Genomic DNA, 24,776 nt, shown 5'->3' on the forward strand with positions numbered 1-24,776 from the left:
GGCAAGAGTCAAAGAAACACAATGCAACATCACGATCCAGTCGGCACCCGGGAGGGCGAAACAGAAGCGGCATCAGCACAAGCACTGAAAAACCGCCTCGCAGTCGCGGAAAACGTTCTGGTAACACTGACGGTTGACCTCGACGACCAACTTCGCTTCGCCTCCGGCCTAGTCGCCCTGACTGACCGGAAGCTGATTTCGCTCGATCCCGATGGGACTTGGCGTGAGTGGCCGCTAACCGACGCGGCCCTGGAATTGCGCGTTTCCGACCACGCGGGCGTCGGAACCCTCGATCTGACGGGGCCCTCGGGCCGGCTGGCGCGCTGGCGCTACACCCTCGCTGGCCAGGTCGCGGCGCTGCGGCTTCTGAAGCTGTTCGGCCAGCGAATGTCGGGTGTCGCCAAGGAGACACCCGAGGCGGTGGAGACGGCCGACGGCGAGGATTCCGCCGACACCGAACTCCAGACCCCGCCCTCCACCTGGGTGCTGCTGCGCCTCGGCCGCTTTGCCAAACCCTACCGCAAGCAGCTGATCGCAGGGTTTCTGCTGACCCTGTTCTCCACCGCCGCCACGCTGGTTCCGCCGTACCTGACCATCCCGCTGATGGACGACATCCTGATCCCGTTCCAGAACGGCCAGAAGATCGACACCATGCGCGTGGGCCTGTACCTGGGCGGCCTGCTGATCGCGGCGCTGGTCGGCTGGGGGCTGGGCTGGGCGCGCACTTACCTGCTGGCGCTGGTGTCCGAGCGCATCGGCGCCGACCTGCGCACCACCACCTACGAACACCTGCTGACCCTGCCGCTGGACTATTTCGGCGGCAAGCGCACCGGCGACCTGATGGCGCGCATCGGCTCCGAGACCGACCGCATCAACGTCTTCCTGTCGCTGCACGCGCTCGATTTCGCCAACGACGTGCTGATGATCGTGATGACCGCGGTCATCCTGATCTCCATCAACCCGCTGCTGGCGGTGGTCACGCTGGTGCCGCTGCCCTTCATCGCCTGGATGATCCATGTCGTGCGCGACCGCCTGCGCACCGGCTTCGAGAAGATCGACCGGGTCTGGTCCGAGGTGACCAACGTGCTGGCCGACACCATTCCCGGCATCCGCGTGGTGAAGGCCTTCGCCCAGGAGCGCCGTGAGGCCGAGCGCTTCCGCGTCGCCAACGTCTACAACCTGCAGGTCAACGACAAGCTCAACCGCACCTGGTCGCTGTTCACGCCGACCGTGTCGCTGCTCACCGAGATCGGCCTGCTCGTGGTCTGGGCCTTCGGCATCTGGCAGGTGGCGCGCGGCAGCATCACGGTGGGTGTGCTCACCGCCTTCATCGCGTACATCGGGCGCTTCTACACCCGGCTCGATTCCATGAGCCGCATCGTCTCGGTCACGCAAAAGGCCGCGGCGGGCGCCAAGCGCATCTTCGACATCCTCGACCACGTGAGCAACGTGCCCGAGCCCGCCAACCCGGTGAAGGTGGAGCGCGTGCAGGGGCGCATCGAGATGAGCGGGCTGGGCTTCCGCTACGGCTCGCGCGCGGTCATCCACGACCTCGACCTGACCATCGAGCCCGGCGAGATGATCGGCCTCGTGGGCCACAGCGGCTCGGGCAAGAGCACGCTGGTCAACCTGATCTGCCGCTTCTACGACGTGACCGACGGCGCCATCAAGGTCGACGGCACCGACATCCGCCGCTTCGCCGTGGCCGACTACCGCCGCCACGTGGGGCTGGTGCTGCAGGAGCCGTTCCTGTTCTTCGGCACCATCGCCCAGAACATCGCCTACGGCAAGCCCGACGCCACGCGCGAGGAGATCGTGGCCGCCGCGCGCGCCGCGCATGCGCACGACTTCATCCTGCGCCTGCCGCACGGCTACGACTCGCTGGTGGGCGAGCGCGGGCAGGGCCTGTCGGGCGGCGAGCGCCAGCGCATCAGCATCGCGCGCGCGCTGCTCATCGATCCGCGCATCCTGATCCTCGACGAGGCCACTTCGGCCGTGGACACCGAGACCGAGAAGGAAATCCAGAAGGCGCTCGACAACCTCGTGCAGGGCCGCACCACCATCGCCATCGCGCACCGCCTGTCGACGCTGCGCAAGGCAGACCGCCTCGTGGTCATGGACCGCGGCGAGGTCGTCGAGGTCGGCCCGCACGACGCGCTGATGGCGAAGCAGGGCGCCTACTGGCGGCTCTACCAGGCGCAGCTGCGCCAGGGCGACGACGACGCGAGCGAAGGCGCCGCCGACGAGCGTGCCAGCGCGCAGGCGCCGGTCGCCATCACCCACGCGGCCCATCCGGCAGGTGACGCATGACAAGCAGCAACCCATTCCAACTGGAACGCGACCCCTTCGGCCGCCTCGTGCTGATCGACGCCCAGGGCGAGCGCCACGCCGGCATCGTGCCCGTGCGGGCCTTTCCGCTGAGCGCGCCCGGCCACGGCATTTCGCTGGTCGGCAGCGAAGGGCGGGAGCTGGTCTGGATCGACAGCGTGGAGCAGTTGCCGGCGCAGGCCCGCGCATTGCTCGACGAAGACCTCGCGGTGCGCGACTTCGCGCCCACGCTGCTGAAGCTGCACGGCGTGTCGAGCTTCGGCGTGCCCAGCACCTGGACTATCAGCACCGACCGCGGCGAAACCAGCTTCGTGCTCAAGGCCGAGGAAGACATCCGCCGGCTCGAAGGCGGGGCATTGCTCATCGCGAGCGCGCACGGCGTGCAGTTCCGCATTCCCGACGTGAAGACGCTCGACCGCACCTCGCGCAAGCTGCTCGAGCGTTTCCTCTAGGCGAAGGCGGCCGCGCCGCCAACCAGCCCGCCCGCCCATGGCGTGCTGGTGCATGTCCCTGGCGGCGACGCCGAGCCAGGCCATGTCGAGCGCCAGCGGCACCGCCAGGGTGACGATCCATGCGGCCAGGCGTTTGGCGCCCATGCGCGGGCTCGTATCCACGGCCTCGCGCAGCCTGCGAAAATTGCGCCTTTGGACTACAACGGCCTCGCCGTTGACGGATATGCCCCTGCACACCACCGCCCTCGTCCTGTTCTCCGGCGGCCAGGACTCGACCACCTGCCTCGCCGACGCGCTCTCGAAGTACCAGCGCGTCGAAACCCTGGGCTTCGACTACGGGCAGCGCCATCGCGTGGAGCTCGACGTGCGCGGCAGCATCCTCGCGAAGATGCGCGAGCGCTTTCCCGACTGGGCGCCGCGCCTGGGCGAAGACCACGTGCTCACGCTCGCCGCGCTCGCGCAGCTGGGCGGCTCGTCGCTCACGGAAGAGGTCGCCTTCGCCATGCAGGCCGACGGCCTGCCCAACACCTTCGTGCCCGGGCGCAACCTGCTGTTTCTCACGCTCGCCGGCGCACTGGCCTACCGGCGCGGGCTGCAGGTGATCGTGACCGGCGTCTGCGAGACCGACTTCTCCGGATACCCCGACTGCCGCGACGACACCATGAAGGCGATGCAGCTCGCGCTCTCGCTCGGGCTGGAGCGCCGCCTCGTCATCGAGACGCCGCTGATGTGGATCGACAAGGCCGAGACCTGGAGCCTCGCCCACCGCCTGGGGGGCGAGCCGCTGGTCGACCTGATCGTGGAGGAAACCCACACCTGCTACCTGGGCGATCGAACCCATCGCCAGGCGTGGGGCTACGGCTGCGGCGAGTGCCCTGCCTGCGACCTGCGCAAGAAGGGCTGGGAGCGTTACGCGACGGCGGGCTGACCCCCGGAGGTGCTCAGGCGGTAGCGCGCGCCCCCGTCTTTTCCTTCTTCCTGCGGCACGAGCGTCCAGCGCTGGTTGTGGAAGTCGCCCACCGCTGCGCGGTGCGCGATCGACACCATCGCGCCGCCTGCCGCCCTCACCGTGTCGGCAAGGCGCTTGTAGAGCACGCTCTCGGCCTGAGCGTCGAGCGCGCTGGTGACTTCGTCGGCGAAGAGCCACGCCGGTTTCTTCAGCAGCACGCGCGCGATGGCCAGCCGCTGCTGCTCGCCGCCCGAGAGCTTCTGGCTCCAGGCGTCGCTGTCGTCGAGGCGATCCACGAGGTCGGGCAGCAGGGCGTCGTTCAGCGCCTGGCGCAGCTGGTCGTCGCTGAAGTTCGCGGACGGATTGGGGTAGGTCAGCGCGTCGCGCAGCTTGCCGTCCGGCACGTAGGGGCGCTGGGGCATGAACGCGACGTTCTCGGGCACCTCCAGCTTGCCCTTGGAGAAGGGCCAGATGCCAGCGAAGGAGCGGAAGAGGGTCGACTTGCCGCTGCCCGACGGACCCTGGAGCAGCACGCTGTCGCCGGGCTTCACGGAGAGAGCGGTGCCTGCGAGGAGCGGGGTGCCGTTGGGGAGGGCGACGGTGAGGTCGTCGGTGTGCAGGCTTGTCGATGGCGTGCTCTGCAAGGCGTCGCTGCGCACGGCATGGGCCGCCATGCCGTCGTCGAAGCTGGTCAGGCGGTCGGTGGTGGCGCGCCACTCGGCCACGCTGTTGTAGTTGTCGACGAACCAGCTGAGCGACTCCTGTACCTTGCCGAAGGCGGAGCCGATCTGCATCAGGTGGCCGAGCTGGAATGCGCCGCCGAAGTACTGCTGAGCCGCCACGATGAACGGAAAGATCACCGCCGCCTGCCCGAAGAACGAGGTGAAGGTGACGAGGTTCTTCTGCTGCTTGATCAGCAGCAGGTAGTTGCGCAGCACGTCGCCGAAGCGCAGGTCGAGCTGGCCGCGCTCGACCTTCTCGCCATGGTCCAGCGCGATGGCCTCGCTGTACTCGCGCACCCGCACGAGGTGGTGCCGGAAATCGGCCTCATAGCGCTGCTGCCTGAAGTTCAGCCCGATCAGCGGACGGCCGATGAAATGCGTGATGACGGTGCCAAAGATGGAGTACCCCAGCGCCACCCAGACCATCGCGCCGACGATCTGGTAGGTCGTGCCGCCCGCGGTGAACGAGAAGTTGCCCGACAGCGTCCAGAGCAGCCCGATGAAGCTCAGCAGCGTGACCACTGCGTTCAGCAGGCCCATCGACAGCGTCATCGTGGCGCTGGTGAAGAGCTGCATGTCTTCCTGGATGCGCTGGTCGGGGTTGTCGGGCGCCGCGCCGTTCTTGTTCGTGTAGCGCGCGAGTTCCAGGTGGTAGAAGGTGCGGTCCGCCATCCAGCGCGACATGTAGCTGCGCGTCATCCACGTGCGCCAGCGCAACTGCAGCAGCTGCGTGATGTAGAACTTGAGCACCTGCACCGCGATGTTGAAGAAGGCGATCCAGCCGAACACCCGAACCTCGCGCCAGAAGGCCACCACGTCCTTGTTCTGCAGCGCGTCGTAGAAGCGCCCGTACCACTGGTTACCGAGCACGGCCACGTACACGTAGAAAAGATTGAGCGCGACGATCGCGACCAGCATGGCCCGCGCCCGCCACTTCTCCTCCGACTTGAAATAAGGCGCCGCAAGCCTGAAAACACGGCGCAGCACCTGGATGAACGAGCCAGCGCGAGCTGTGACTGATAGGGACATTCGGATTTCCTCGCAGGCGCTCGCGCGCCGGTCATGGTGAGGAGACCATCGTAGACAAATGTTTCTTAAACCGGCCTGAAACCGGTCCCGGCCCTCGGAAAAGTGCCGTCAGCTCAGCAGCACCCGTGCGGCCGTCGTCAGGAAGTGGGCCAGCGGCGGTGTCTGCAGACCCTCGACCTTCGCTTCCTCGTCCCACTGCCGCAGCCGGATGGCATCGCCGGCCCACGGGTGTGCGGCGAAGCGCTGGGCTGCGTCGGCGTCCATCACGCCGCCCTGCAGCGCGAGGCTGCGCACCGAATCGGGCGAGAGCCTTGAGAAATAGTCAGGCCGGGTCGCGCACAGGTAGCGCTTGGCGTCCACATGCAGCCGGATCGGCTCGCGCACCTCCACGTCGAATGCACCGCGCAGCAGCGGCAGGGCGATGTACTGGTGGCGGTCGTCGATGCCCAGCTGGGTGGGAGAGTGCGAAAGCGTCTGGTGCTCGGCGATCAGCAGGTGGCCCAGGTCGTGAAGCAGCGCCGCGGTGACCAGCGAATCGCTCGCGCCGGCCTGCTCGGCGAGCCACGCGCATTGCAGCGCATGTTCCAGCTGCGACACCGGTTCGCCCGCGTAGGCAAGGCCACCGCGCTCGGCGAACAGGCGGGCGATCTCGGCGAGGTCGAGTGTCATGGAAGTGGGGGTGCGGCGGGCGACGCGAAAGCAAAGGGCAATAAGTCCGCGATTCTGCCGCGCCACGGTGACAGCTGGATGACGCAGCCGCGGCAAGACGGCAGGCAAGCGTCGCGCCTCGGCGCGTTTTTGGGTATTTGAGTTTTTTTGAGGCATTTTGACAAATCACTGTCATATGCCGCTGCCAACATCGCCGCCATTCGTTACCGGCCGGCTCTGCGTACTTTCGATTTCGCGTCCGTCCGGGCCCCGCCGCCTTCCTTCCTCTTTCCACTTTCTCCCAAGGAAACCAGTCCATGCTGCATCGTTCCATCCGCTGGGCCGCCATGCCGGCCGCCTTGCTCTCGCTGGCCTTCGCCGCCTCGGCCCAGGGCCGCACCGAGCTGCTGGTCTACACCGCGCTCGAAGCCGACCAGGTGCAGGCCTACAAGGCCGCCTTCGAAAAGGAGAACCCGGGCATCGAGCTGAAGTTCGTGCGCGACTCCACCGGCATCGTCACTGCCAAGCTGCTGGCCGAGAAGGCCAATCCGCAGGCCGACGTGGTCTGGGGCCTGGCCGCCACCTCGCTGATGCTGCTCGACAAGGAAGGCATGCTCCAGCCCTACGCGCCCAAGGGCCTGGATGCCATCAAGTCCAACATGCGCGACCCGGCCAACCCGCCCAAGTGGGTCGGCATGGACGTGTGGTCCTCGGCGATCTGCTTCAACACCGCCGAAGCGCAGAAGAAGAACCTGCCCACGCCCGCCAGTTGGGCCGACCTGACCAACCCGGTCTACAAGGGCCAGATCACCATGCCCAACCCGGCCGCCTCGGGCACGGGCTACCTGATGGTGTCGGGCTGGATCCAGATGATGGGTGAAGAAAAGGCGTGGAAGTACATGGACGCGCTGCACCAGAACATCGGCATCTACAGCCAGTCGGGCAGCAAGCCCTGCCGCCAGGCCGGCGCCGGCGAGTTCGCGCTGGGCATGTCCTTCGAATACCGCGCCAACAAGACCAAGCGCGACGGCGCTCCCATCGACATCGTGCTGCCCAAGGAAGGCCTGGGCTGGGACATGGAAGCCACCGGCATCATCAAGACCAGCAAGAAGCAGGAAGCCGCCAGGGCGCTGGCCGACTGGGCCGTGACGAAGCAGGCCAACGAGCTGTACGCGAAGAACTTCGCCGTGCTCGCGCTGCCCGGTGTCCAGGAGAAGCTCGAATTCGTGCCGGGCGATGTCGAGAAGCTGCTCGCGAAGAACGACTTCAACTGGGCCGCCGCCAACCGCGAGCGCATCCTGACGGAGTGGTCGAAGCGCTACGAATCGAAGTCGGAAAAGAAGCCACTTTGATCCCGACATCGAAGCAAGACGGTACCGGGCCATGACGAGCAGCAGCTTTCTTTCCCTTCGCGGCATCGGCAAGTCCTTCGGCGCCACCCGCGTGCTCGACGGCATCGACCTCGACATCGAGCCCGGTGAATTCGTCTGCCTGCTCGGCCCTTCGGGCTGCGGCAAGACCACGCTGCTGCGCATCGTCTGCGGCATCGAGCGCGCCGACAGCGGCCAGATTTTGCTCGGCGGTCAGGACATCGCGGGCCTGCCGCCCGCGGCGCGCGGCTTCGGGGTGGTGTTCCAGTCGTACGCGCTCTTTCCCAACCTCACGGCCGCGCAGAACATCGCCTACGGCCTGCACCCCACGGGCGCGCTGGCCCGCGAGATGGCCAGGCGCTCGCGCGAGATGCTCGACCTGGTCGGGCTGGCCGCGCATGCCGACAAGTACCCGGTGCAGCTCTCGGGCGGCCAGCAGCAGCGCGTCGCCCTGGCACGCGCGCTTGCGCCCCAACCCGCGCCTGCTGCTGCTCGACGAGCCGCTCTCCGCGCTCGACGCGCAGGTGCGCGCCACGCTGCGCAGCGAGATCCGCGCGCTGCAGAAGCGCCTGGGCATCGTCACCATCATGGTCACGCACGACCAGGAAGAAGCCCTCTCCATGGCCGACCGCGTGGTGCTCATGCACGACGGCCGCATTGAGCAGGCCGGCACGCCCGACGAGCTCTATCGCCAGCCGCGCACCCGCTTCGTGGCGGGCTTCGTGGGCCGCATGAACATGCTGCCCGCCACGGTGCTGGCCGACGGCAAGGTGCGCGTGCGCGACAGCGAGCTTCTGTGCGCGCCGGGCAAGCTCAGCGTGGGCTCGCAGGCGACCGTGGGCATCCGTCCCGAGCACGTGGTGGTGAAGCGCTTCGGCACCGAGCTCGGCGCCAACAGCTTCGCGGCGCGCCTGCTGGACACCGAGTTCTTCGGCAACCGCACCTGCGCCCGGCTGGCTTGCGAGCCGCTGGGCATCGAGATCGAGGCCGAGCTGCCCGCCGATGCGCGCAGCGGCGGCGGCGAGCCGCTGGTGCCGAGCAGCATGGTCCACATCCAGCTGCCCCTGAACGCGCTGTCGGTCCTGGCGCATTGAGCATGAGCAGTTCTCCCGACGCCATCGCCGTCGCGCCGGTGATGGCGATGCGCCGTGGCACCTTCGATCGCGAGCGCTGGCTGACGGGCGCCGCCGTGCTGCTGGTCGTGCTGCTGCTGCTGGTGATCGTCGCGCTGCCGGTCGGCGCGCTGGTCGGGCAGAGCTTCTTCGATCGCGAGGGCGCCGTCGTCGGCATCGCCAATTTCGCGCGCTACTTCGAGAACCCGACGCTGGTGCAGTCGGCATTCAACAGCGTGGGGCTCGCGGCGATCAGCGCGGTGATCTGCACCGCCGTCGCCTACGTCTATGCCTACGGGCTCACGCTGTCGCGCATGCCGGCCAAGGGCGTGCTGCGCGCGGTGGCGCTGATGCCGCTGCTCGCGCCCTCGCTGCTGCCCGCGATCAGCCTGGTCTACCTGTTCGGCAACCAGGGGCTGTTCAAGGGGCTCTTGGGTGACGTGTCGATCTATGGGCCGCTGGGCATCGTGCTCGGCTCGGTGTTCTGGACGCTGCCGCACGCACTGCTGATCCTCACCACCGCCATGGCCACCTCCGACGGCCGGCTGTACGAAGCCGCGCAGACGCTGGGCGCCTCGCGCTGGCGCATCTTCCGCACGGTGACGGTGCCTTCGTCGCGCTACGGCCTCATCGTGGCCGCGATGGTGGTTTTCGTGCTGGTCGTCACCGACTTCGGCGTGCCGAAGGTGGTGGGCGGGCAGACCGGCGTGCTCGCCACCGACATCTACAAGCAGGTGGTCGGCCAGCAGAACTTCCAGATGGGCGCGGTGGTCGGCCTGGTGCTGTTGATTCCCGCGGTGCTGTCCTTCCTCGTCGAGCGGCACGTGCGCGGCAAACAGGCTGCGGCGCTGTCGGCGCGCGCTACGCCCTACCGCCCAGAGCCCGTGAAGTCGCGCGACCGTGCACTGCTGGCGTTCTGCGTGCTCACGGCCGGCGCCATCCTCGTGATGATCGGCATGGCGGTGTTCGCGTCGCTGGCCACCTACTGGCCCTACAACCTCGTGCCGTCGTTCAGGAACTACGACTTCAGCAACATGGATGGCGGCGGCTGGGGCAGCTACTTCAACTCGCTGCGGCTGGCCATGTGCGCGGCGGTGGCGGGTGCGCTCGTCACCTTCGTCTCGGCCTACTTCGTCGAGAAGCCGCGCCACTTCGGCCTGCTGCGCGAGCTGCTCAACCTGCTGGCCAACCTGCCGCTGGCGGTGCCGGGGCTGGTGCTGGGCGTGGGCTACATCTTCTTCTTCATCTCGCCGTCGAACCCGCTGCGCGCCATCTACGGCAGCATGACCATCCTCGTGATCTGCACGGTGGCGCACTTCTTCTCGGTGGCGCACCTTACCTCGCTCACCGCGCTGCGCCAGCTCGACCGCGAATACGAGCTGGTGTCGGAGTCGATGGGTGTGCCGTTCTGGCGCACGCTGTGGCGCGTGCATCTTCCGGTGGCGCTGCCCACCGTGCTCAACGTCGGCGGCTATTTCTTCGTGAACGCGATGACCACCGTGTCGGCCGTCGTGTTCCTCTATTCGCCGCAGACCACGCTCGCGGCCATCGCCGTGCTCAACATGGACGACGCCGGCGACGTGGCGGCCGCCGCCGCCATGGCCTCGCTGATCATGCTCACCGCCGCCATCGGCCGGGGGCTGTTCGCATTGGCGGGGCATTGGGCAATCAAGCGCACCCAGACCTGGAGACATCGTTGACAAGCGCAACCCCGCAAGCACGCAACCCGAACAGTTTCGATCTCATCGTGGTCGGCGCCGGCATCGTCGGCCTGGCCCATGCCTACACCGCCGTGCAGCGCGGCCTCAGGGTCTGCGTGATCGAGCGCGATGCGGCCGCCATCGGCGCGTCGATCCGCAACTTCGGCTTCATCACCATCACCGGCCAGGCGCCTGGCGACATGTGGCGCCGGGCGATGCATGCGCGCGGCGTGTGGAACGAGGTCGCGCCGCAGGCCGGCATCGAGATCGTGCACCGCAACCTGTGGCTCGCGGCCTATCGCCCCGAGGCGCACGACGTGCTCGAAGCCTTCATGCGCACGCCGATGGGCAAGGGCTGCGAGCTGCTCGACGCCGCCGACGCGCAGGCCAGGGCGCCTGCGCTGAGCCTTGCCGGTGCGCGCTCGGTGCTCTTCAGCCCGCACGAGCTGCGCGTCGAATCTCGCACCGCGATCGGCCTGCTCACGAAGTGGCTGGCCGAGGCGCACGGCGTGACCTTCCGCTTCGGCGAAACCGTGCACGAGGTGGAAACGCCGCGCGTGTGCACCTCGCGCGGCACGCTGCATGCCGAGCGCGTGGTGGTCTGCACCAACACCGACCTGCATGGCCTTTTTGCCGATCGCATCGCCGCGCACGAGCTCACGCTGTGCCGCCTGCAGATGCTGCGCGTGAAGCCCGAAGCAGGCTTTCGCCTGCCGGGCTCGGTGATGATGGACCTGAGCCTCGTGCGCTACGAGGGCTACAGCACGCTGCCCGAAGCCGCCGCGCTGCGCGCGCGTCTTCAGCAGGAAGCCGCCGCCTCGCTCGCGCACGGCATCCACCTGATCGTGGTGCAGAGCGCCGACGGCTCGCTGGTGGTCGGCGATTCACACCACTATGCCGACGCGCCCGAACCCTTCGCGATGGAGGAGGTCGACCAGCTCATCCTGCGCCACCTGCGCGGCACGCTGAACCTCGAGGCCGCGCAGATCGCCGAGCGCTGGACCGGCGTGTACCCTTCGTCGAAGACCACGCCCTGCGTGATCGACGCGCCCGACGACGCCACGCGGCTGGTGCTGGTCACCAGCGGCAGCGGCGCGAGCACCGGCTTCGGCATTGCGCACGACGTCTTCAGCGCATGGTGACTTCCGCGCCGTCGCCGTCTTTCCCCGGATATTCACACTCAGCCGCCATGAACGCCCACAACCACTCGCAACTCAAGGCCGTCGTCTTCGACTGGGCCGGCACCATCCTCGACTTCGGTTCCTGCGCACCCATGGGCGCCTTCGTGAAGCTGTTCGATCAGTTCGGCGTCGACATCACCATCGCCGAGGCGCGCGGGCCGATGGGCATGGCCAAGTGGGACCACATCAAGGCGCTGGGCACGCTGCCGCGCATCGCCGCGCAGTGGGAGGCGAAGCACGGCCACGCCTTCAACGACGCCGATGTCGACAGGCTCTACGAAGTGTTCACGCCCATGAACGCGGCCAGCGTGCGCGACCATGCCGACTTCATTCCCGGCGCGCTCGAAGCGGTGAAGGCGGCGCGCGAGCGCGGCCTGAAGATCGGCTCCACCACCGGCTACAACCGCCCGATCATGGAAGTGGTCGTGCCCATCGCTGCGGCCGGCGGCTATTCGCCCGACAACCTCGTGTGCGCCGGCGACCTTGCCGAGGGCCGCCCGTCGCCGCTCATGATGTACCGCTGCTTCGCGGACCTCGGCGTGTGGCCGCCGCACACCGTGGTGAAGGTCGACGACACCGGAGTCGGCCTGCAGGAAGGCCTCAATGCCGGCACCTGGGCCGTGGGCCTCGCGGTCAGCGGCAATGCCAACGGCCTCGCGCTGGCCGAGTGGCAGGCGCTCGACGAAGCCCGGCAGCAGGAGCGCCGTGCGCGCGCCGCCGCCAACCTCGAAGCCGCCGGCGCGCACTACGTGATCGACAGCGTGGCAGACCTGCCGCAAGTGCTGGAAGACATCGAGCGCAGGCTGCAGCGCGGCGAGCGTCCTGTCGCCGCCTGACCTGTAGCCGGAGGCGGTGGCGTCCGACTTGACGCGGGCTGCGGCGGGCCTAGCATGGCTCGCATGCGAAGCGCAGCTTTTGTCCTTCTCTTCTGCCTCGGCCTGCTGACGGCCGCGTGCGACGAAAAGCCGACGAAGCCCGGCGTGCCCACGCCGAAGGCTTTGGCGAGCCTGGTCGCATCAGCGGCATACACGCACTGAGCCGACGCAGCGCCTGAGGCGGCCATCCGCGCCGCCGGGCTCTTCGCATGTCTCGGCTTTTCGCGCTGCGGGGTATCCTCGCCGCGGAGATAAAAAAATGAAAACGAGCGAGACAACCATCCACAAGCCCGATTCGCGCTACGCCATGGTGCGCCTGGGCCTCACGCTGCTGATCATGACGGTGGGCAGCAGCGGCATGTACGTGGTTTCGGTGATGCTGCCGGCGGTGGAGACCGAGTTCGGCGTCGCGCGCGCCGACGCCTCGCTGCCCTACACGCTGCTGATGCTGGGCTTCGGGTTCGGCGGCGTGCTGATGGGCAAGCTGGCCGACCGCATCGGCGTGATGAAGCCGCTGCTCATGGGGGCGGTCTTCCTGGGCGCGGGCTACATCGCCACGGGGCTTTCAGGTGGCATCGTCGGCTTCACCGTCGCGCAGGCGCTGCTGGTCGGCCTGCTCGGCAGCTCGGTGGCCTTCGCGCCGCTGGTGGCCGACACCTCGCTGTGGTTCGTCAGGCGGCGCGGCATCGCGGTCGCGGTGTGCGCCAGCGGCAACTACCTGGCGGGCGCGGTGTGGCCGCCGATCGCGCAGCACTTCGTGGAGACCGTCGGCTGGCGCCAGACCTACATCGGCATGGGCATCTTCTGCGGTGTGACGATGGCGCTGCTGGCGATGTTCTTCCGCGCGCGGCCGCCGGCACTTGTCGTTGCGCCGCCGGCCAACGCGGCCGCGGGCGCGGCTGCGGCGCGCGACATGACGCGCCCCTTCGGCTTGAGCTTAGGCACCGCGCAGGGCCTGCTGTGCGTGGCCGGCGTTGCCTGCTGCGTGGCCATGGCGATGCCGCAGGTGCACATCGTGGCCTACTGCGGCGACCTGGGCTACGGCCCGGCGCAGGGCGCGCTCATGCTTTCGCTGATGCTGGGCTTCGGCATCGTGAGCCGGCTGGTGTCGGGCGCCATCTGCGACCGCATCGGCGGGCTGCGCACGCTGCTGCTGGGCGGCGTGCTGCAGTGCGTGGCGCTGCTGCTGTTCCTGCCCTTCGACGGGCTGGTGCCGCTCTACGTGATCTCGGCGCTGTTCGGCCTTTTCCAGGGCGGCATCGTGCCGTCGTACGCGATCATCGTGCGCGAGCACTTTCCGCCGAAGGAGGCGGGTGCCCGCGTGGGCACGGTGCTGATGTTCACGCTCTTCGGCATGGCGCTGGGCGGATGGATGTCGGGCAAGGTGTTCGACCTCACGGGCAGCTACCACGCGGCCTTCATCAACGGCATTGCGTGGAACCTGCTGAACGTGAGCATCGCGAGCTTCCTGCTGTTCAGGACGCTTCGGCGATCAGGCGGCCGAGTGTTCGCATTGCCTGCTCGCTGACCTCGTTCCACGGGTGGCCGTAGTTGAGCCGCAGGCAGTTGGCGAAGGCGCGCGTGGCCGAGAAGATCGGGCCCGGCGCGACGCTGATGCCCAGTTCCAGCGCCTTGCGGTGGATCTCCAGCGCGTTCGCCCGCGCGGGCAGTTCCACCCAGAAGAAGTAGCCGCCCAGCGGCCGCGTCGCGTGCGTGCCCTGCGGAAAGTAGTGCCCCACGGCCTGCGCGAAGGTGGCCTGCTGCATCGCCAGGGTCTGGCGCAGCTTGCGCAGGTGCCTGTCGAGCCCGCCTTTCTCCAGATAGCCCGCGAGCGCCAGTTGCGCGGGCGCCGATGTGCTCAGCGTGCTCGACAGCTTCTGCCGCGCGACCTTGCGCGCGAAGCGGCCGGCCGAGGTCCAGCCGATGCGATAGCCCGGCGCCAGACACTTAGAGAACGACGAGCAGTGCAGCACCAGCCCCTGCGTGTCGAAGGCCTTGGCCGGGGGCGGGCGCCGCTCGCCGAAGTACAGCTCGGCGTATACGTCGTCCTCGATCAGTGGCAGGCCATGGCGTGCGAGCAGCTCCACCAGCGCCTTCTTCTTCGCATCGGGCATCAGGCTGCCCAACGGGTTCTGGAAGGTGGTCATGAGCCAGCAGGCGGCGGGCTTGTGCGCGGCGATGGCCTGCTCCAGCGCCTCCAGGTCGATGCCCTCGCCAGGGTGCGTCGGCACCTCGACGGCGCGCAGGCCCATGCGCTCCAGCGCCTGCAGCGCGGCGTAGAAGGTAGGCGATTCGACGATCACCGCGTCGCCCGGCCGCGTCACCGCCGAGAGGCAGAGGTTGAGCGCTTCCAGCGCGCCGTTGGTGACGACGATCTCGTCCGCCGGCACCTGCATGCCGTCGCCCAGGTAGCGCAGTGCGATCTGCCGGCGCAGCGCCGCGCTGCCGGGCGTGAGGTCGTCCACCGTGCTCCACGGATCGAGCGACCTCGCGCTGGCGGCCATGAACTGCCCCAGCCGCGCCAGCGGAAACAGCATCGGGCTCGGAAAGGCCGAGCCGAAGGGCACCACCTTGCGCGACATGCTGGCTTCGAGGATGTCGAACACCTGGTCGCTCACGTCGAGCGACTTCGGCTCGCCGGCGGGGCGCGAGGTGAGGGTGGATTCGGGCGGCGCGTCGCGCAGGCCGCCGCCGGTGACGTAGTAGCCCGAACGGTCCCGCGCTCGGACGAGTCCGCGCGCCTCCAGCAGGTAGTAGGCCTCGAACACGGTCGACGCGCTGACCCCGCGGCTCTGGCCGGTGTGGCGCACCGAGGGCAGGCGGTCGCCGGTCTTCAGGGTGCCGTTGCGGATCGAGGCCTCGATGTCGGCGGCCAGGGCTTCGTACCTTTTCATCGGCTTCTTTGCTGGATTCGTTCTTCGGGGCACTTTATCTGCACCGGTCAATTGAAGCGAATCTGCATCTGTTTTTTCTGGCCGGGCTGGGCCACACTTGGCCCCATGTCGAATCTCTTGCGCGCGCTGCGCGCCGTTCTCTGGAGTTTCATCGGGCTGGGCGGCCGCCGCGCCGACGCGGAAAAGCGGACGGCGCAGGTCGGCATCCTGCCGCTGATCGGCGTGGCCCTCGTGATGGTGCTGCTGCTGATTGCGGGGCTGATCACGCTGGCGCACTACGTTGCCGGCACATGAGGCGCGCACTCAGGCTCCTTGCGTTCGGGCTTTTGCTTGCCCTGCAGGGCATGGCGAGCGCGGCAACGCCCAGCACTCCGGCCACGGTGCCCGACACCATCGAGCAGCGCGTGGCCGCCTGCATCGCCTGCCACGGACGCGAGGGCGCGACCACCAACGCCGGCTACTTTCCGCGCCTGGCGGGCAAACCGGCCGGCTACCTGTTCAACCAGCTCGTGAGCTTCCGCGACGGCCGCCGCTTCAACAGCGACATGGCGTACATGGTGCAGCACCTGTCGGACGCCTACCTGCGCGAGATGGCCGAGTACTTCGCCGGGCTGCAGCTGCCTTACCCGCCCGTTTCCCCGCTCAGCGATGCCACGCCCGAGCAGCTGCAGCGCGGCCGCCAGCTCGTGCGCGAAGGCGATGCGGCGCGCGGCATTCCGGCCTGCGTGCAATGCCACGGCGCGGCGCTCACGGGCGTGCAGCCTGCCATCCCGGGGCTGCTGGGGCTGCCGCGTCTCTATGTGTCGTCGCAGCTCGGCGCCTGGCTCACCAACGAGCGCCATGCGATGGCGCCCGACTGCATGGCCGACATCGGCCGGCGCATGAGCACCGCCGACATCAACGCCGTCGCGAGCTGGCTCGCGGTGCAGCCAATGCCCGCCGATACGAAGCCCGCAGCCTCGCTGCCCGCACCGCTACCCCTGAAATGCGGCGGCATGCCCGCGAAGTGAGGGAGCAGAGTCCATCATGAAACTGCGACACCTCGGCTGGCTGCTGCTTGCGCTCATCGTGCTCGGCGCCGCGGCCGCCGGCACCATCGTGGCGATGAACCTGCGCGGCGAAGACCCGCTGCCCACGCAGGCCGAAGCCTTCCAGTCCACGCCGCAGATGGTCGAACGTGGGCGCTACCTCGCGCTGGCGGGCAACTGCGCCGGCTGCCACACCACGCGCGGCGGCGAGCCCTATGCGGGCGGGATGCCCATCGAGACACCTTTCGGCACTGTCTATTCGAGCAATCTCACGCCCGACGACAAGGCCGGTATCGGTGGCTGGAGCAGCGCGCATTTCTGGCGCGCGATGCACAACGGCCGCAGCAAGGACGGCCGATTGCTGTACCCCGCGTTCCCGTACCCCAGCTTCACGCAGGTGACGCGCGAGGATTCGGACGCCATCTACGCCTACCTGCGCAGCGTGCCGTCCTCGGCGGTGCCCAACCGCGAGCACCGGCTGCGCTTTCCCTACGACACGCAGGCTGCGCTGGCCGTGTGGCGGGCGCTGTCGTTTAAGCCCGAGCCCTTCGTGGCCAATGCGGGCAAGCCCGCCGAATGGAACCGTGGCGCCTACCTGGTCAACGGCCTGGGCCATTGCATCGCGTGCCATGGCACCCGCAATTCGCTGGGCGCCACCGAGACGAAGCTGGGGCTTTCGGGCGGCCTGATCGCCGTCGAGAACTGGTACGCGCCCTCGCTCACCGATCCGCACGAGGCGGGCGTGGCCGACTGGCCAGCGGCCGAAGTGGTGTCGCTGCTCAAGAACGGCGTGGCGCCGCGCGGGTCGGTGATGGGGCCGATGGCCGACGTGGTGTTCCGCAGCACGCAGTACCTGAGCGATGCCGACCTCACGGCCATGGCCAGCTACCTCAAGGACCTGCCCGATGCGCCGACGACCGAAGCGGCGACAACCAAGGCTCCGATCCGCCGCGACGCCAGCACCATGGCACGCGGCGCCAAGATCTACGACCAGCGCTGCGCCTACTGCCACGGCGACCAGGGCCAGGGCGCGGCCGGCGCATACCCGCCGCTGGCGGGCAACCGCGCAGTGAACATGGCGCGGCCCACCAACCTCATCCAGGTGATCGCGCACGGCGGCTTCCTGCCGTCGACCTCGGGCAACCCGCGCCCCTACGGCATGCCGCCGTTCGGCCAGACGCTGGACGCGGCCGAGGTCGCGGCCGTGCTCACCTACGTGCGCGGTTCCTGGGGCAACGACAGCCCGCCGGTCACGCAGCTCGACACCATGCGGCGCTGAGTTCAGATGTTCGTGCTGGACGGAATGCGGCTCGGCAGCAGGTACTCGTAAGGCCGCGTGCGCGTGGTGTTGCGCTGGCGGATGGTCGCCTCGATGCCCGCGAGCGCATTGCGGAAGCGCTCCAGCGGTCCGCCTTGCCCCGCGATGGCCGGGTCCAGCAGCACAGGCAGGTGCGGAAAGACGTTGTCCCTGTACTCGCCCAGCGGCCGGTAGTACACGCCGCCGAGGATGTGGAACAGCAGGATCTGCTCCTGCGCCGCCAGACGCGAAGGCAGCATCTGCGACCAGCTCGCCTCGCTCTGGCCCGCGCTGCCCGCCGGTGCCGGCGTACCTTCGGCGCCCGCGCTGAAGGGCGCATAGGTCATCACCGAATACTGCGGGAAGTTCACCGCCGCATGCTGCGCGCTGGCGTTGAAGATGATGGCGGTGAGCACGTCGACCAACTGCGCCCGCGTGGCAATGGCCCGGAAGCCTTGCACCTTGCCGCTGGTGGCCAGCTCGGCAGCCCAGGCCTTGAGTTCGTAGTCGCCGGTCACGTCGGCGTCGCTCAGGTAGTAGGTGGCCACGTAGTCGCCCACCCACTGCGCGATCGCGTTCCACACCATCAGCGCGTCGTCGCGGTAGGGGTAGTCGGGCAGCGCCGCTGCGTCGTCCACGCCGCGCGTGCGCAGGTCGTTGGGCAGCATCATGCGGTCTTGGAAGTCGTAGGCCAGGCGGTCGCGTCCGCACTGCTGCTGCAGCGTCTCGATGGGTGCTGCGAGGATCACGTCGCCCGTGGTCAGCGGCGCCATGATGATCAGCGTCGCGGCCTCGTTGATGAACATCGCGCCTTCCAGGTGCGGCGACAGCAGCCGGCTCAGCGGATGCGCGGTCGCGAGCTGGCGCTGCGTGGCCATCGCGAAGGCTTCCGACATCAGGTGCGTGCGGCCCAGGTGGACGAACATCTCGTGGTAGTTGAAGTCGGCCACCTGCACCGCGGTCTTGGCCGACTGCCAGGCCCAGTAGGCCTCGGCGTTGGCGGTGTCGTCCACGCGCAGGAAGATCGGGTTCGCGGCCGGGTCCTGACCGCACTGGATGGCGACCGGCACCAGCGAGCGGCCGGTCTTCGGCCGCGCGAACAGCGCAATGGGTGCCTGGATGTAGCCCGTGCCCGTGAGCGGCTTGACCTGCGCCCCGGCCGGCGCCATGTCGCCCAGGCCTTCGTAGTCGAGGATGTAGAGCCGGCCCGAGGCAGCGGCATCGGCGAGGCTGTCGCCCGCGCCCATCACCTGCCGGTACTGCGCGTCGCCCAGCGGGAACTTGGCCGGCAGCGTCGTCGCGCGCTGGATCAGCATCGGGTTGGGCCCGGCCACGCGCATGGCTGCGAACAGATCGTTGTCGTGCAGCAGCTGCGCGATGGCCGGCTTCTCGATGGTGACGAAGAGCGCGTCGTACTGCGCCACCGTCTTCGGCCCGTTCAGCGCGCCCAGCGGGCCTTGCGAGAGCAGGTCGTGGTGGATCTGCTTGAGCTGCGTGGCGATGTCGCCCGCCGTGCCGGTGAGCGTGCCCAGCAGCGCCAGCACTGCGGCCGGCAGCGTCGCCAGCCCACTGTTGGCGGCCAGCAGCTGGTCGAAGCTGGCCTGCAGGCTGGCGAGCCGCGTGCGCAGGTTGTCGAGCGACTGCAGGCTGCCGGAAGCCAGCGCGCTGGTCGCGAACGAGGCCGCGAAGTTGGTGACGGCCTCCAGCGCCTTCGAAATCGTCTTGAGCTGGTGCTCAAGTGCCGGCAGTTCGGTGGCCGGCACCACCGCGCCCATCGGCACGCCGGCCAGGTTGATGTGCGATTCGGTCCAGACATAGGTCGCCTGCCGCCCCACGAGTTCGAGCCGGCGCAAGGTGGCGCTGATCGGGTCGATCTTCTGCGGCAGCGTGGGCTTCGGCACCGGCAGTGCCGCCGAGGCGGTGGATGTCTTGCCCGCCAGCAGGCCCAGGCCGCCCGCCGAGGCGGACCATTTGAGGATGTCTCTGCGCTTCATCGGGAGTTCCCTGTTGTTGTGAGTCTCGGGAAGGCCGACGGAAGGCTCGGCCACCGAATCGAACGGTCGTTCTATTCGGTGGGCGGATTCTGCGGAGGGGCTTGGGCGTTGGCAATCAGGGTTGCTGCCTACTCCGGGGCGCGTTCCCTGCAACGCCTGGTCAGGGCGTCGTCAGGCCGTGTGCGGGTGCCGTGCCGCTTCGTACAGCGTGCGCGCCAGGTCGCGATGCCTGGCCAGCAGCGGTGCCAGTTCGAGCCCGGTGAATGCGCCGCCGCGGACGCGCACCACGCCGCCGATCACGCTCAGCGACACCGAGGCCGGCGTGCAGAACACGAGCGCCGCCACCGGGTCGTGCCCCGCGCCCGCGTGTGCGACACCGCGTATGTCGAAGGCCACGATGTCGGCCGACATGCCGGACGCGATCGCCCCGATGTCGTCACGGCCCAGCACCTGCGCGCCGCCGAGCGTGGCGATCTCCAGCGCCTCGCGCGCCGTCATCGCCGCCGGGCCGTAGCCCACGCGCTGCAGCAGCATCGCCTGCCGCGCCTCGCCCAGCATGTGCGCGCCGTCGTTCGACGCGCTGCCGTCCACGCCCAGCCCCACCGGCACGCCCGCGCGGCGCATCGCACCGATGGGCGCGATGCCCGAGGCCAGCCGCATGTTGGAGCAGGGGCAGTGCGCCACGCCCGTGCCGGTGTGGCCGAAAAGCGCGATGCCGGCTTCGTCGAGCTTCACGCAGTGCGCATGCCATACGTCGCGGCCGACCCAGCCGAGGTCTTCGGCATACTCGGCCGGCGTCATGCCGAACTTCTCGCGCGAGTAGGCGACGTCGTTGTCGTTCTCGGCCAGGTGCGTGTGCAGCGACACGCCGCGCTCGCGCGCGAGTTCGGCCGACAGGCGCATCAGGTCGCGCGACACCGAGAAAGGCGAGCAGGGCGCGAGCACGATGCGGCGCATCGAATGGCGCGAGGCGTCGTGCCAGCGGCCGATGAGCCGCTCGCTGTCGCGCAGGATCGCCTCCTCGGTCTCGACCACCTCGTCGGGCGGCAGTCCGCCGGCGCTGCGGCCCACGCTCATGCTGCCGCGCGCCGCATGAAAGCGCATGCCCATCGCGTCGGCCGCCTCGATCGAATCGTCGAGCCGCGAGCCGTTGGGAAAGAGATAGAGATGGTCGCTGGTGGTGGTGCAGCCCGAGAGCATCAGCTCGGCCATCGCGGTCTGCGTCGACACGCGGATCATCTCGGGCGTGATGCGCGCCCACAGCAGGTACAGGTTGGTGAGCCAGCCGAAGAGTTCGGCGTCCTGCGCCTCGGGCACCGCGCGCGTGAGGCTCTGGTACATGTGGTGGTGCGTGTTGACCAGGCCCGGCATCACCACGTGGCCGCGCATGTCGACGGCTTCGGCGCGGCCGTCGAGCAGGGCTTCGAGGTACGCGATGGGCAGATCGGCCGTGGGGCCGGCCCAGGCGATCGCGGGGCCGTCGCACACCACGGCGCCGTCGGCGATCTCGCGCCGGGCGGCGTCCATGGTGACGAGGATGTCGGCGTGTCGGAGGATCAGCATGGCGGCATTCTTGCCGTGGCCCGGGCCGCGGGCAAGCGCAAGGCGATGCCGCCGTTCAGGACTCGTTGCTGATCCCGCTGCTCACATGCCCCGCCGGCACATGCCGCGAGGCCGCATCGACGTGCCCTGTCTGGTCGTCGAAGAAGAAGTCGGGCTCGAACTCGCGCAGGAACTCGCCCTTGGGCAGGCCGCCGAGGAACATGGCCTCGTCGACGCGGATGTTCCACTTCATCAGCGTGCGGATCGCGCGCTCGTGCGCCGGGGCGCTGCGCGCGGTGACCAGCGCGGTGCGGATGCGCATCTGCGCGTTGCCGGCCATCTGCAGCCGGTGCAGCGCGGCCAGCAGCGGCTTGAACGGGCCTTCGGGCAGGGGCAGGTCGGCCTTGCTGAGTTCGTGCGCCTGGAAGGCGTCGAGGCCCTGGGCCTGGAACACGCGCTCGGCCTCGTCGGAGAACAGCACCGCGTCGCCGTCGAAGGCGATGCGGACTTCGTTCGGCCATGCATCGCTCGCCTTCACCGACTCGACCAGCACGCGCGCGGCCGGAAAGCCGGCGTTGAGCGCCTCGCGCACGTCCTGCGCGTTGACCGACAGGAACAGGTGCGCGCGCAGCGGGCGCAGGTAGCCGAAGGGCGGTCGGCCCTGGGTGAACACGCCGCGCTGCAGCTTGATGTCGGCCGCGGCGCTCGACCTGAAGATGCGCATGCCCGAGACCGGGTCGTTGCGCGACAGGATCACCACCTCCACGCGCTGCACGCCGTCGTCGTTGAAGCGCAGCAGCTTGCGGATCAGCGAATAGGCGATGCCGGGCGCGGCAGGCACGTCGATGCGGTCGAGCTGCAGCTTCATGTAGCCCTCGTTGTCGCCCGCCTCGAAGACCTTGTTCTCTTCTTCGAGGTTGAACAGGGCGCGCGAGGAGATCGCGACCACGAGCTTGTCTTCGAGGGTTACTGGCATGTCGAGTACGTCCTGCGCTGCGGGCCGGCCGTCGTCACTTGACGAACTGGTTCAGCTGGATGATGGGGAGCATCACCGCCAGCACGATCAGCATCACCACGCCGCCCATCGCCACGATGAGCAGCGGCTCCAGGATGGTGGCGAGGTGCATCGCGCGGCGCTGCACTTCGGCACCGAGCTGGTTGGCGGCGCGCTGCAGCATCAGCGGCAGGGTGCCGGTCTGCTCGCCGAGGCGGGCGAACATCGACACCAGGCCCGGAAAGCGTTTCTTCTGCGCCAGCGCCGAGGCCAGCGGCGCGCCTTCGCGCACCAGCACCAGCGCGTCGAGCGCATCGGCGCGCATCGCGCGGTTGCCCAGCGTCTCTGAAGCGGCCTGCAGCGCGCGCAGGATCGGTACGCCGGCGGTGGCCAGCATGGCGAGCGTGCTCGCGAAGCGCGCCGCGTTGTAGCCGCGCGAGAGCTTGCCCACCAGCGGCAGCTTGAGCCAGGCGGCATCGAACTTCAGTCGCAGCGCTTCCTGCGCGAGCGCCAGCCGCGCGCCGATGGTGGCGAGCACCACGCCGGCCAGCATCCACCAGCCGTAGTTGCGAACGCCGGCGCTCAGCGACAGCATCACCGTGGTGAGGAAAGGCAGCGAGCGCTTGGTGCCCGCGAACACCTGTGCCACCTGCGGCACCACGTAGCTCACGAGGAAGATCACGATCACGATCGCCACCAGCGTGACGATGGCCGGGTACAGCGCCGCGCCGATCAGCTTCTGCTGCAGCGCCTGGCGCTCTTCGAGGTCGTCGGCGAGGCGGTCGAGCACAAGGCCCAGGTTGCCGCTCTGCTCGCCGGCGCCGATCACGGCCGTGTAGATGGGCGAGAACTCGCGCGGATGCGCCGACAGCGCACGGGCGAACGGCGAGCCCGCGTTGACCTCGGCGCGCAGCGAGGCGACGAGGTTGCGCTGCGGCTCCGACTCGGCCTCGTCGGTCAGTGCGGTGAGCGCGCGTTCCAGCGGCAGCCCCGAAGAGACGAGGCCCGCGAGCTGCCGCGTCCACACCGCGAGCCCGGTCGAATTGAAGACGCGCTTGCCGCCGCCGAGCCAGCGACTGAGCACGCTGCGCTGGCCGGTGCCGTTGACGTGGTCGCTGCCCACCGGCTTGACCGACAGCGGAATGAGCGCCTGCGCCCGCAGCAGGCTGCGCGCGCTGCGTGCGGTGTCTGCCTCCAGCACGCCTTCGCGCGACTGGCCGCTGGCGTCGATGGCTTCGAATGCGTAGGCGGGCATCTCGGCTCGTCAGTCGCGGGTGACGCGCAGCAGCTCGGCGCGAGAGGTGATGCCGGCCTGCACCAGCCGCTCGCCGTCTTCGCGCATCAGGCGCAGGCCGCCGCGCGCACCGGCCTGCAGCAGTTCGCTTTCGGCCGCCTTGCTGTGGATCAGGCCCTGCACGGTCTCGTCCGCCACCAGCAGTTCGAAGATGCCGGTGCGGCCCTGGTAGCCGGTCTGGCCGCAGGCCTCGCAGCCCGGGCCGCCGCACGAGGTGCAGACCTTGCGCACGAGGCGTTGGGCGAGCACGCCCAGCAGCGACGAGCTCAGCAGGAAGGGCTCCACACCCATGTCGGTGAGGCGCGTGACGGCGCTGACCGAATCGTTGGTGTGCAGTGTGGCCAGCACCAGGTGGCCGGTCAGCGAGGCCTGGATGGCGATCTGCGCGGTTTCGAAGTCGCGGATTTCGCCGATCATGATCACGTCCGGGTCCTGCCGCAGGATGGCGCGCAGGGCCTTGGCGAAGGTGAGCTCGATCTTGGCGTTGATCTGCGTCTGGCCCACACCGGGCAGCTCGTATTCGATGGGGTCTTCCACCGTCATGATGTTGCTGCGGCTCGCGTCAAGCCGGGCCAGCGCGGCGTACAGCGTGGTGGTCTTGCCCGAGCCCGTGGGCCCGGTCACGAGGATGATGCCGTGCGGCTGCGCGATGAGCTTCTCGAAGCGCTCCAGCGTGTCGCCCTGCATGCCCACCGATTCGAGCGTGAGCTTCGATTCGCTCTTGTCCAGGAGGCGCAGCACCGCGCGCTCGCCGTGCGCACTGGGCAGCGTCGACACCCGCACGTCGACCGCGCGCGTGCCGATGCGCAGCGAGATGCGCCCGTCCTGCGGCAGCCGCTTCTCGGAGATGTCGAGGTCGGCCATGATCTTCAGGCGCGAGATCAGCGCCGCGTGCAGCGCGCGGTTGGGCTGCACCACCTCGCGCAGCGTGCCGTCGATGCGAAAGCGCACGGACGAGGTGCGTTCGTAGGGCTCGATGTGGATGTCGCTGGCGCCGTCGCGCGCGGCCTGCGTGAGCAGCGCGTTCAGCATGCGGATGATGGGCGCGTCGCCCGCGCTCTCCAGCAGGTCTTCAACCGCCGGCAGCTCCTGCATCATGCGCGAGAGGTCGGCGTCGCTCTGCACTTCGCTCACCACTGCGGCGGCACTCGACTCGCCCTGCGCGTAGGCCGCGCTGATGCGCTGCGCCAGCGGGCCGTCGGCCAGCACCTCGAAGGCCTGCACGCCGTATTTGCGCGAAACCTCGCCGACCGCGCTGCGCGCCGGGTTGGGCGACATCCACAGCGTGTAGCGGCCGTCGTCGGTCTCCTCCAGCAACAGCTGCTGGCTGCGTGCGAAGGCGTAGGGCAGGGGGTAGCGCATGGACA

Annotated in this window: 19 protein-coding genes and 1 pseudogene; 12 read left to right on the forward strand and 8 right to left on the reverse strand. The window is 68.9% G+C overall.

Translation table 11 applies throughout. The annotated features are described in order from the left end of the window. Positions 1–21: 21 nt before the first annotated feature. The 3 genes from ACHMXA_RS09085 to queC all read left to right on the forward strand — a co-directional run bounded on the left by ACHMXA_RS09085 (position 22) and on the right by queC (position 3,708). Positions 22–2,310, forward strand: coding sequence for an ABC transporter ATP-binding protein (locus ACHMXA_RS09085; protein WP_395320249.1), 2,289 nt, complete (start codon positions 22–24; stop codon positions 2,308–2,310). Further along, positions 2,307–2,780 carry a DUF1854 domain-containing protein gene (locus ACHMXA_RS09090; RefSeq protein ID WP_395320251.1) on the forward strand — a complete coding sequence of 158 codons (474 nt, stop codon included), beginning with the start codon at positions 2,307–2,309 and terminating at the stop codon, positions 2,778–2,780. The genes ACHMXA_RS09085 and ACHMXA_RS09090 overlap by 4 nt, the downstream gene beginning before the upstream one ends. A gap of 223 nt (positions 2,781–3,003) precedes the next feature. Then, positions 3,004–3,708 (forward strand): 7-cyano-7-deazaguanine synthase QueC, encoded by a 705-nt coding sequence (gene queC / locus ACHMXA_RS09095; protein WP_395321266.1) that lies wholly within the window; start codon positions 3,004–3,006, stop codon positions 3,706–3,708. On the opposite strand, the gene ACHMXA_RS09100 is transcribed toward queC, so the two are convergent. After that, positions 3,690–5,480, reverse strand: a complete 1,791-nt coding sequence (locus tag ACHMXA_RS09100; protein WP_395320253.1) for an ABC transporter ATP-binding protein/permease — start codon at positions 5,478–5,480, stop codon at positions 3,690–3,692. The genes queC and ACHMXA_RS09100 overlap by 19 nt on opposite strands. Positions 5,481–5,588: 108 nt before the next feature. After that, positions 5,589–6,149, reverse strand: coding sequence for a phosphonate degradation HD-domain oxygenase (locus ACHMXA_RS09105; RefSeq protein WP_395320255.1), 561 nt, complete (start codon positions 6,147–6,149; stop codon positions 5,589–5,591). Between the two features lie 296 nt (positions 6,150–6,445). Here ACHMXA_RS09105 and ACHMXA_RS09110 point away from each other — a divergent pair, with 296 nt between their 5' ends. The 6 genes and pseudogenes from ACHMXA_RS09110 to ACHMXA_RS09135 all read left to right on the forward strand — a co-directional run bounded on the left by ACHMXA_RS09110 (position 6,446) and on the right by ACHMXA_RS09135 (position 13,894). Next, the gene (locus tag ACHMXA_RS09110) at positions 6,446–7,480 is read left to right on the forward strand and encodes a putative 2-aminoethylphosphonate ABC transporter substrate-binding protein (protein ID WP_395320257.1); all 1,035 of its coding nucleotides are present in this window, start codon (positions 6,446–6,448) and stop codon (positions 7,478–7,480) included. A 31-nt stretch (positions 7,481–7,511) separates the two neighbouring features. Continuing rightward, positions 7,512–8,592 (forward strand): annotated as a pseudogene (locus tag ACHMXA_RS09115) (ATP-binding cassette domain-containing protein). A 2-nt stretch (positions 8,593–8,594) separates the two neighbouring features. Then, on the forward strand, positions 8,595–10,310 hold the full coding sequence (locus ACHMXA_RS09120) for a putative 2-aminoethylphosphonate ABC transporter permease subunit (protein WP_395320259.1): 1,716 nt from the start codon (positions 8,595–8,597) through the stop codon (positions 10,308–10,310). Further along, positions 10,307–11,452, forward strand: coding sequence for a TIGR03364 family FAD-dependent oxidoreductase (locus ACHMXA_RS09125; protein WP_395320261.1), 1,146 nt, complete (start codon positions 10,307–10,309; stop codon positions 11,450–11,452). Before ACHMXA_RS09120 ends, ACHMXA_RS09125 begins: the two co-directional genes overlap by 4 nt. A gap of 47 nt (positions 11,453–11,499) precedes the next feature. Beyond that, positions 11,500–12,327, forward strand: a complete 828-nt coding sequence (phnX, locus tag ACHMXA_RS09130) for a phosphonoacetaldehyde hydrolase (RefSeq protein ID WP_395320263.1) — start codon at positions 11,500–11,502, stop codon at positions 12,325–12,327. 298 nt (positions 12,328–12,625) lie between these two features. Further along, positions 12,626–13,894 (forward strand): MFS transporter, encoded by a 1,269-nt coding sequence (locus tag ACHMXA_RS09135; protein ID WP_395320265.1) that lies wholly within the window; start codon positions 12,626–12,628, stop codon positions 13,892–13,894. Here the strand turns inward: ACHMXA_RS09135 and ACHMXA_RS09140 are convergent. Beyond that, positions 13,842–15,260, reverse strand: coding sequence for a PLP-dependent aminotransferase family protein (locus ACHMXA_RS09140; protein WP_395320267.1), 1,419 nt, complete (start codon positions 15,258–15,260; stop codon positions 13,842–13,844). The two genes, ACHMXA_RS09135 and ACHMXA_RS09140, sit on opposite strands and share 53 nt — an antisense overlap. A gap of 105 nt (positions 15,261–15,365) precedes the next feature. On the opposite strand from ACHMXA_RS09140, the gene ACHMXA_RS09145 reads away from it, so the two are divergent. The 3 genes from ACHMXA_RS09145 to ACHMXA_RS09155 are packed head-to-tail and all read left to right on the forward strand — an operon-like array spanning position 15,366 to position 17,567. Next, positions 15,366–15,554 (forward strand): DUF2970 domain-containing protein, encoded by a 189-nt coding sequence (locus ACHMXA_RS09145; protein ID WP_176668561.1) that lies wholly within the window; start codon positions 15,366–15,368, stop codon positions 15,552–15,554. Then, entirely contained in the window at positions 15,551–16,270 is a 720-nt protein-coding gene (locus tag ACHMXA_RS09150; protein ID WP_395320270.1) for a c-type cytochrome, read from the forward strand. Before ACHMXA_RS09145 ends, ACHMXA_RS09150 begins: the two co-directional genes overlap by 4 nt. 16 nt (positions 16,271–16,286) lie before the next feature. Further along, positions 16,287–17,567, forward strand: coding sequence for a c-type cytochrome (locus tag ACHMXA_RS09155; RefSeq protein ID WP_395320272.1), 1,281 nt, complete (start codon positions 16,287–16,289; stop codon positions 17,565–17,567). 2 nt (positions 17,568–17,569) lie between these two features. Here the strand turns inward: ACHMXA_RS09155 and ACHMXA_RS09160 are convergent, their stop codons facing one another. The 5 genes from ACHMXA_RS09160 to ACHMXA_RS09180 form a co-directional block, all read right to left on the reverse strand. After that, a complete protein-coding gene (locus tag ACHMXA_RS09160; RefSeq protein ID WP_395320274.1) occupies positions 17,570–19,579 on the reverse strand; it encodes a lipoxygenase family protein in 2,010 nt (669 codons plus the stop codon). 171 nt (positions 19,580–19,750) lie between these two features. Next, complete coding sequence (locus ACHMXA_RS09165; RefSeq protein ID WP_395320276.1) at positions 19,751–21,142, reverse strand: 8-oxoguanine deaminase; 1,392 nt, start codon at positions 21,140–21,142, stop codon at positions 19,751–19,753. A 55-nt stretch (positions 21,143–21,197) separates the two neighbouring features. Beyond that, the gene (locus ACHMXA_RS09170) at positions 21,198–22,097 is read right to left on the reverse strand and encodes a 5'-nucleotidase (RefSeq protein WP_132796810.1); all 900 of its coding nucleotides are present in this window, start codon (positions 22,095–22,097) and stop codon (positions 21,198–21,200) included. 34 nt (positions 22,098–22,131) lie between these two features. Then, positions 22,132–23,370 (reverse strand): type II secretion system inner membrane protein GspF, encoded by a 1,239-nt coding sequence (gene gspF, locus ACHMXA_RS09175; protein WP_395320279.1) that lies wholly within the window; start codon positions 23,368–23,370, stop codon positions 22,132–22,134. 9 nt (positions 23,371–23,379) lie between these two features. Beyond that, the gene (locus tag ACHMXA_RS09180; protein WP_395320281.1) at positions 23,380–24,771 is read right to left on the reverse strand and encodes a GspE/PulE family protein; all 1,392 of its coding nucleotides are present in this window, start codon (positions 24,769–24,771) and stop codon (positions 23,380–23,382) included. Between the last annotated feature and the right edge of the window lie 5 nt (positions 24,772–24,776).

Origin of the sequence: Variovorax sp. UC74_104, from assembly GCF_044055375.1 — a bacterium.
Taxonomy (GTDB): Bacteria; Pseudomonadota; Gammaproteobacteria; order Burkholderiales; family Burkholderiaceae_C; genus Variovorax.

Excerpts from the sequence above, each read along its gene's own strand:
- ACHMXA_RS09085 (WP_395320249.1), top strand. The coding sequence starts at position 22 with ATGCAACATCACGATCCAGTCGGCACCCGGGAGGGCGAAACAGAAGCG.
- ACHMXA_RS09090 (WP_395320251.1), top strand. The coding sequence starts at position 2,307 with ATGACAAGCAGCAACCCATTCCAACTGGAACGCGACCCCTTCGGCCGC.
- queC (WP_395321266.1), top strand. The coding sequence starts at position 3,004 with ATGCCCCTGCACACCACCGCCCTCGTCCTGTTCTCCGGCGGCCAGGAC.
- ACHMXA_RS09100 (WP_395320253.1), bottom strand. The coding sequence starts at position 5,480 with ATGTCCCTATCAGTCACAGCTCGCGCTGGCTCGTTCATCCAGGTGCTG.
- ACHMXA_RS09105 (WP_395320255.1), bottom strand. The coding sequence starts at position 6,149 with ATGACACTCGACCTCGCCGAGATCGCCCGCCTGTTCGCCGAGCGCGGT.
- ACHMXA_RS09110 (WP_395320257.1), top strand. The coding sequence starts at position 6,446 with ATGCTGCATCGTTCCATCCGCTGGGCCGCCATGCCGGCCGCCTTGCTC.
- ACHMXA_RS09120 (WP_395320259.1), top strand. The coding sequence starts at position 8,595 with ATGAGCAGTTCTCCCGACGCCATCGCCGTCGCGCCGGTGATGGCGATG.
- phnX (WP_395320263.1), top strand. The coding sequence starts at position 11,500 with ATGAACGCCCACAACCACTCGCAACTCAAGGCCGTCGTCTTCGACTGG.
- ACHMXA_RS09135 (WP_395320265.1), top strand. The coding sequence starts at position 12,626 with ATGAAAACGAGCGAGACAACCATCCACAAGCCCGATTCGCGCTACGCC.
- ACHMXA_RS09140 (WP_395320267.1), bottom strand. The coding sequence starts at position 15,260 with ATGAAAAGGTACGAAGCCCTGGCCGCCGACATCGAGGCCTCGATCCGC.
- ACHMXA_RS09145 (WP_176668561.1), top strand. The coding sequence starts at position 15,366 with ATGTCGAATCTCTTGCGCGCGCTGCGCGCCGTTCTCTGGAGTTTCATC.
- ACHMXA_RS09150 (WP_395320270.1), top strand. The coding sequence starts at position 15,551 with ATGAGGCGCGCACTCAGGCTCCTTGCGTTCGGGCTTTTGCTTGCCCTG.
- ACHMXA_RS09155 (WP_395320272.1), top strand. The coding sequence starts at position 16,287 with ATGAAACTGCGACACCTCGGCTGGCTGCTGCTTGCGCTCATCGTGCTC.
- ACHMXA_RS09160 (WP_395320274.1), bottom strand. The coding sequence starts at position 19,579 with ATGAAGCGCAGAGACATCCTCAAATGGTCCGCCTCGGCGGGCGGCCTG.
- ACHMXA_RS09165 (WP_395320276.1), bottom strand. The coding sequence starts at position 21,142 with ATGCTGATCCTCCGACACGCCGACATCCTCGTCACCATGGACGCCGCC.
- ACHMXA_RS09170 (WP_132796810.1), bottom strand. The coding sequence starts at position 22,097 with ATGCCAGTAACCCTCGAAGACAAGCTCGTGGTCGCGATCTCCTCGCGC.
- gspF (WP_395320279.1), bottom strand. The coding sequence starts at position 23,370 with ATGCCCGCCTACGCATTCGAAGCCATCGACGCCAGCGGCCAGTCGCGC.
- ACHMXA_RS09180 (WP_395320281.1), bottom strand. The coding sequence starts at position 24,771 with ATGCGCTACCCCCTGCCCTACGCCTTCGCACGCAGCCAGCAGCTGTTG.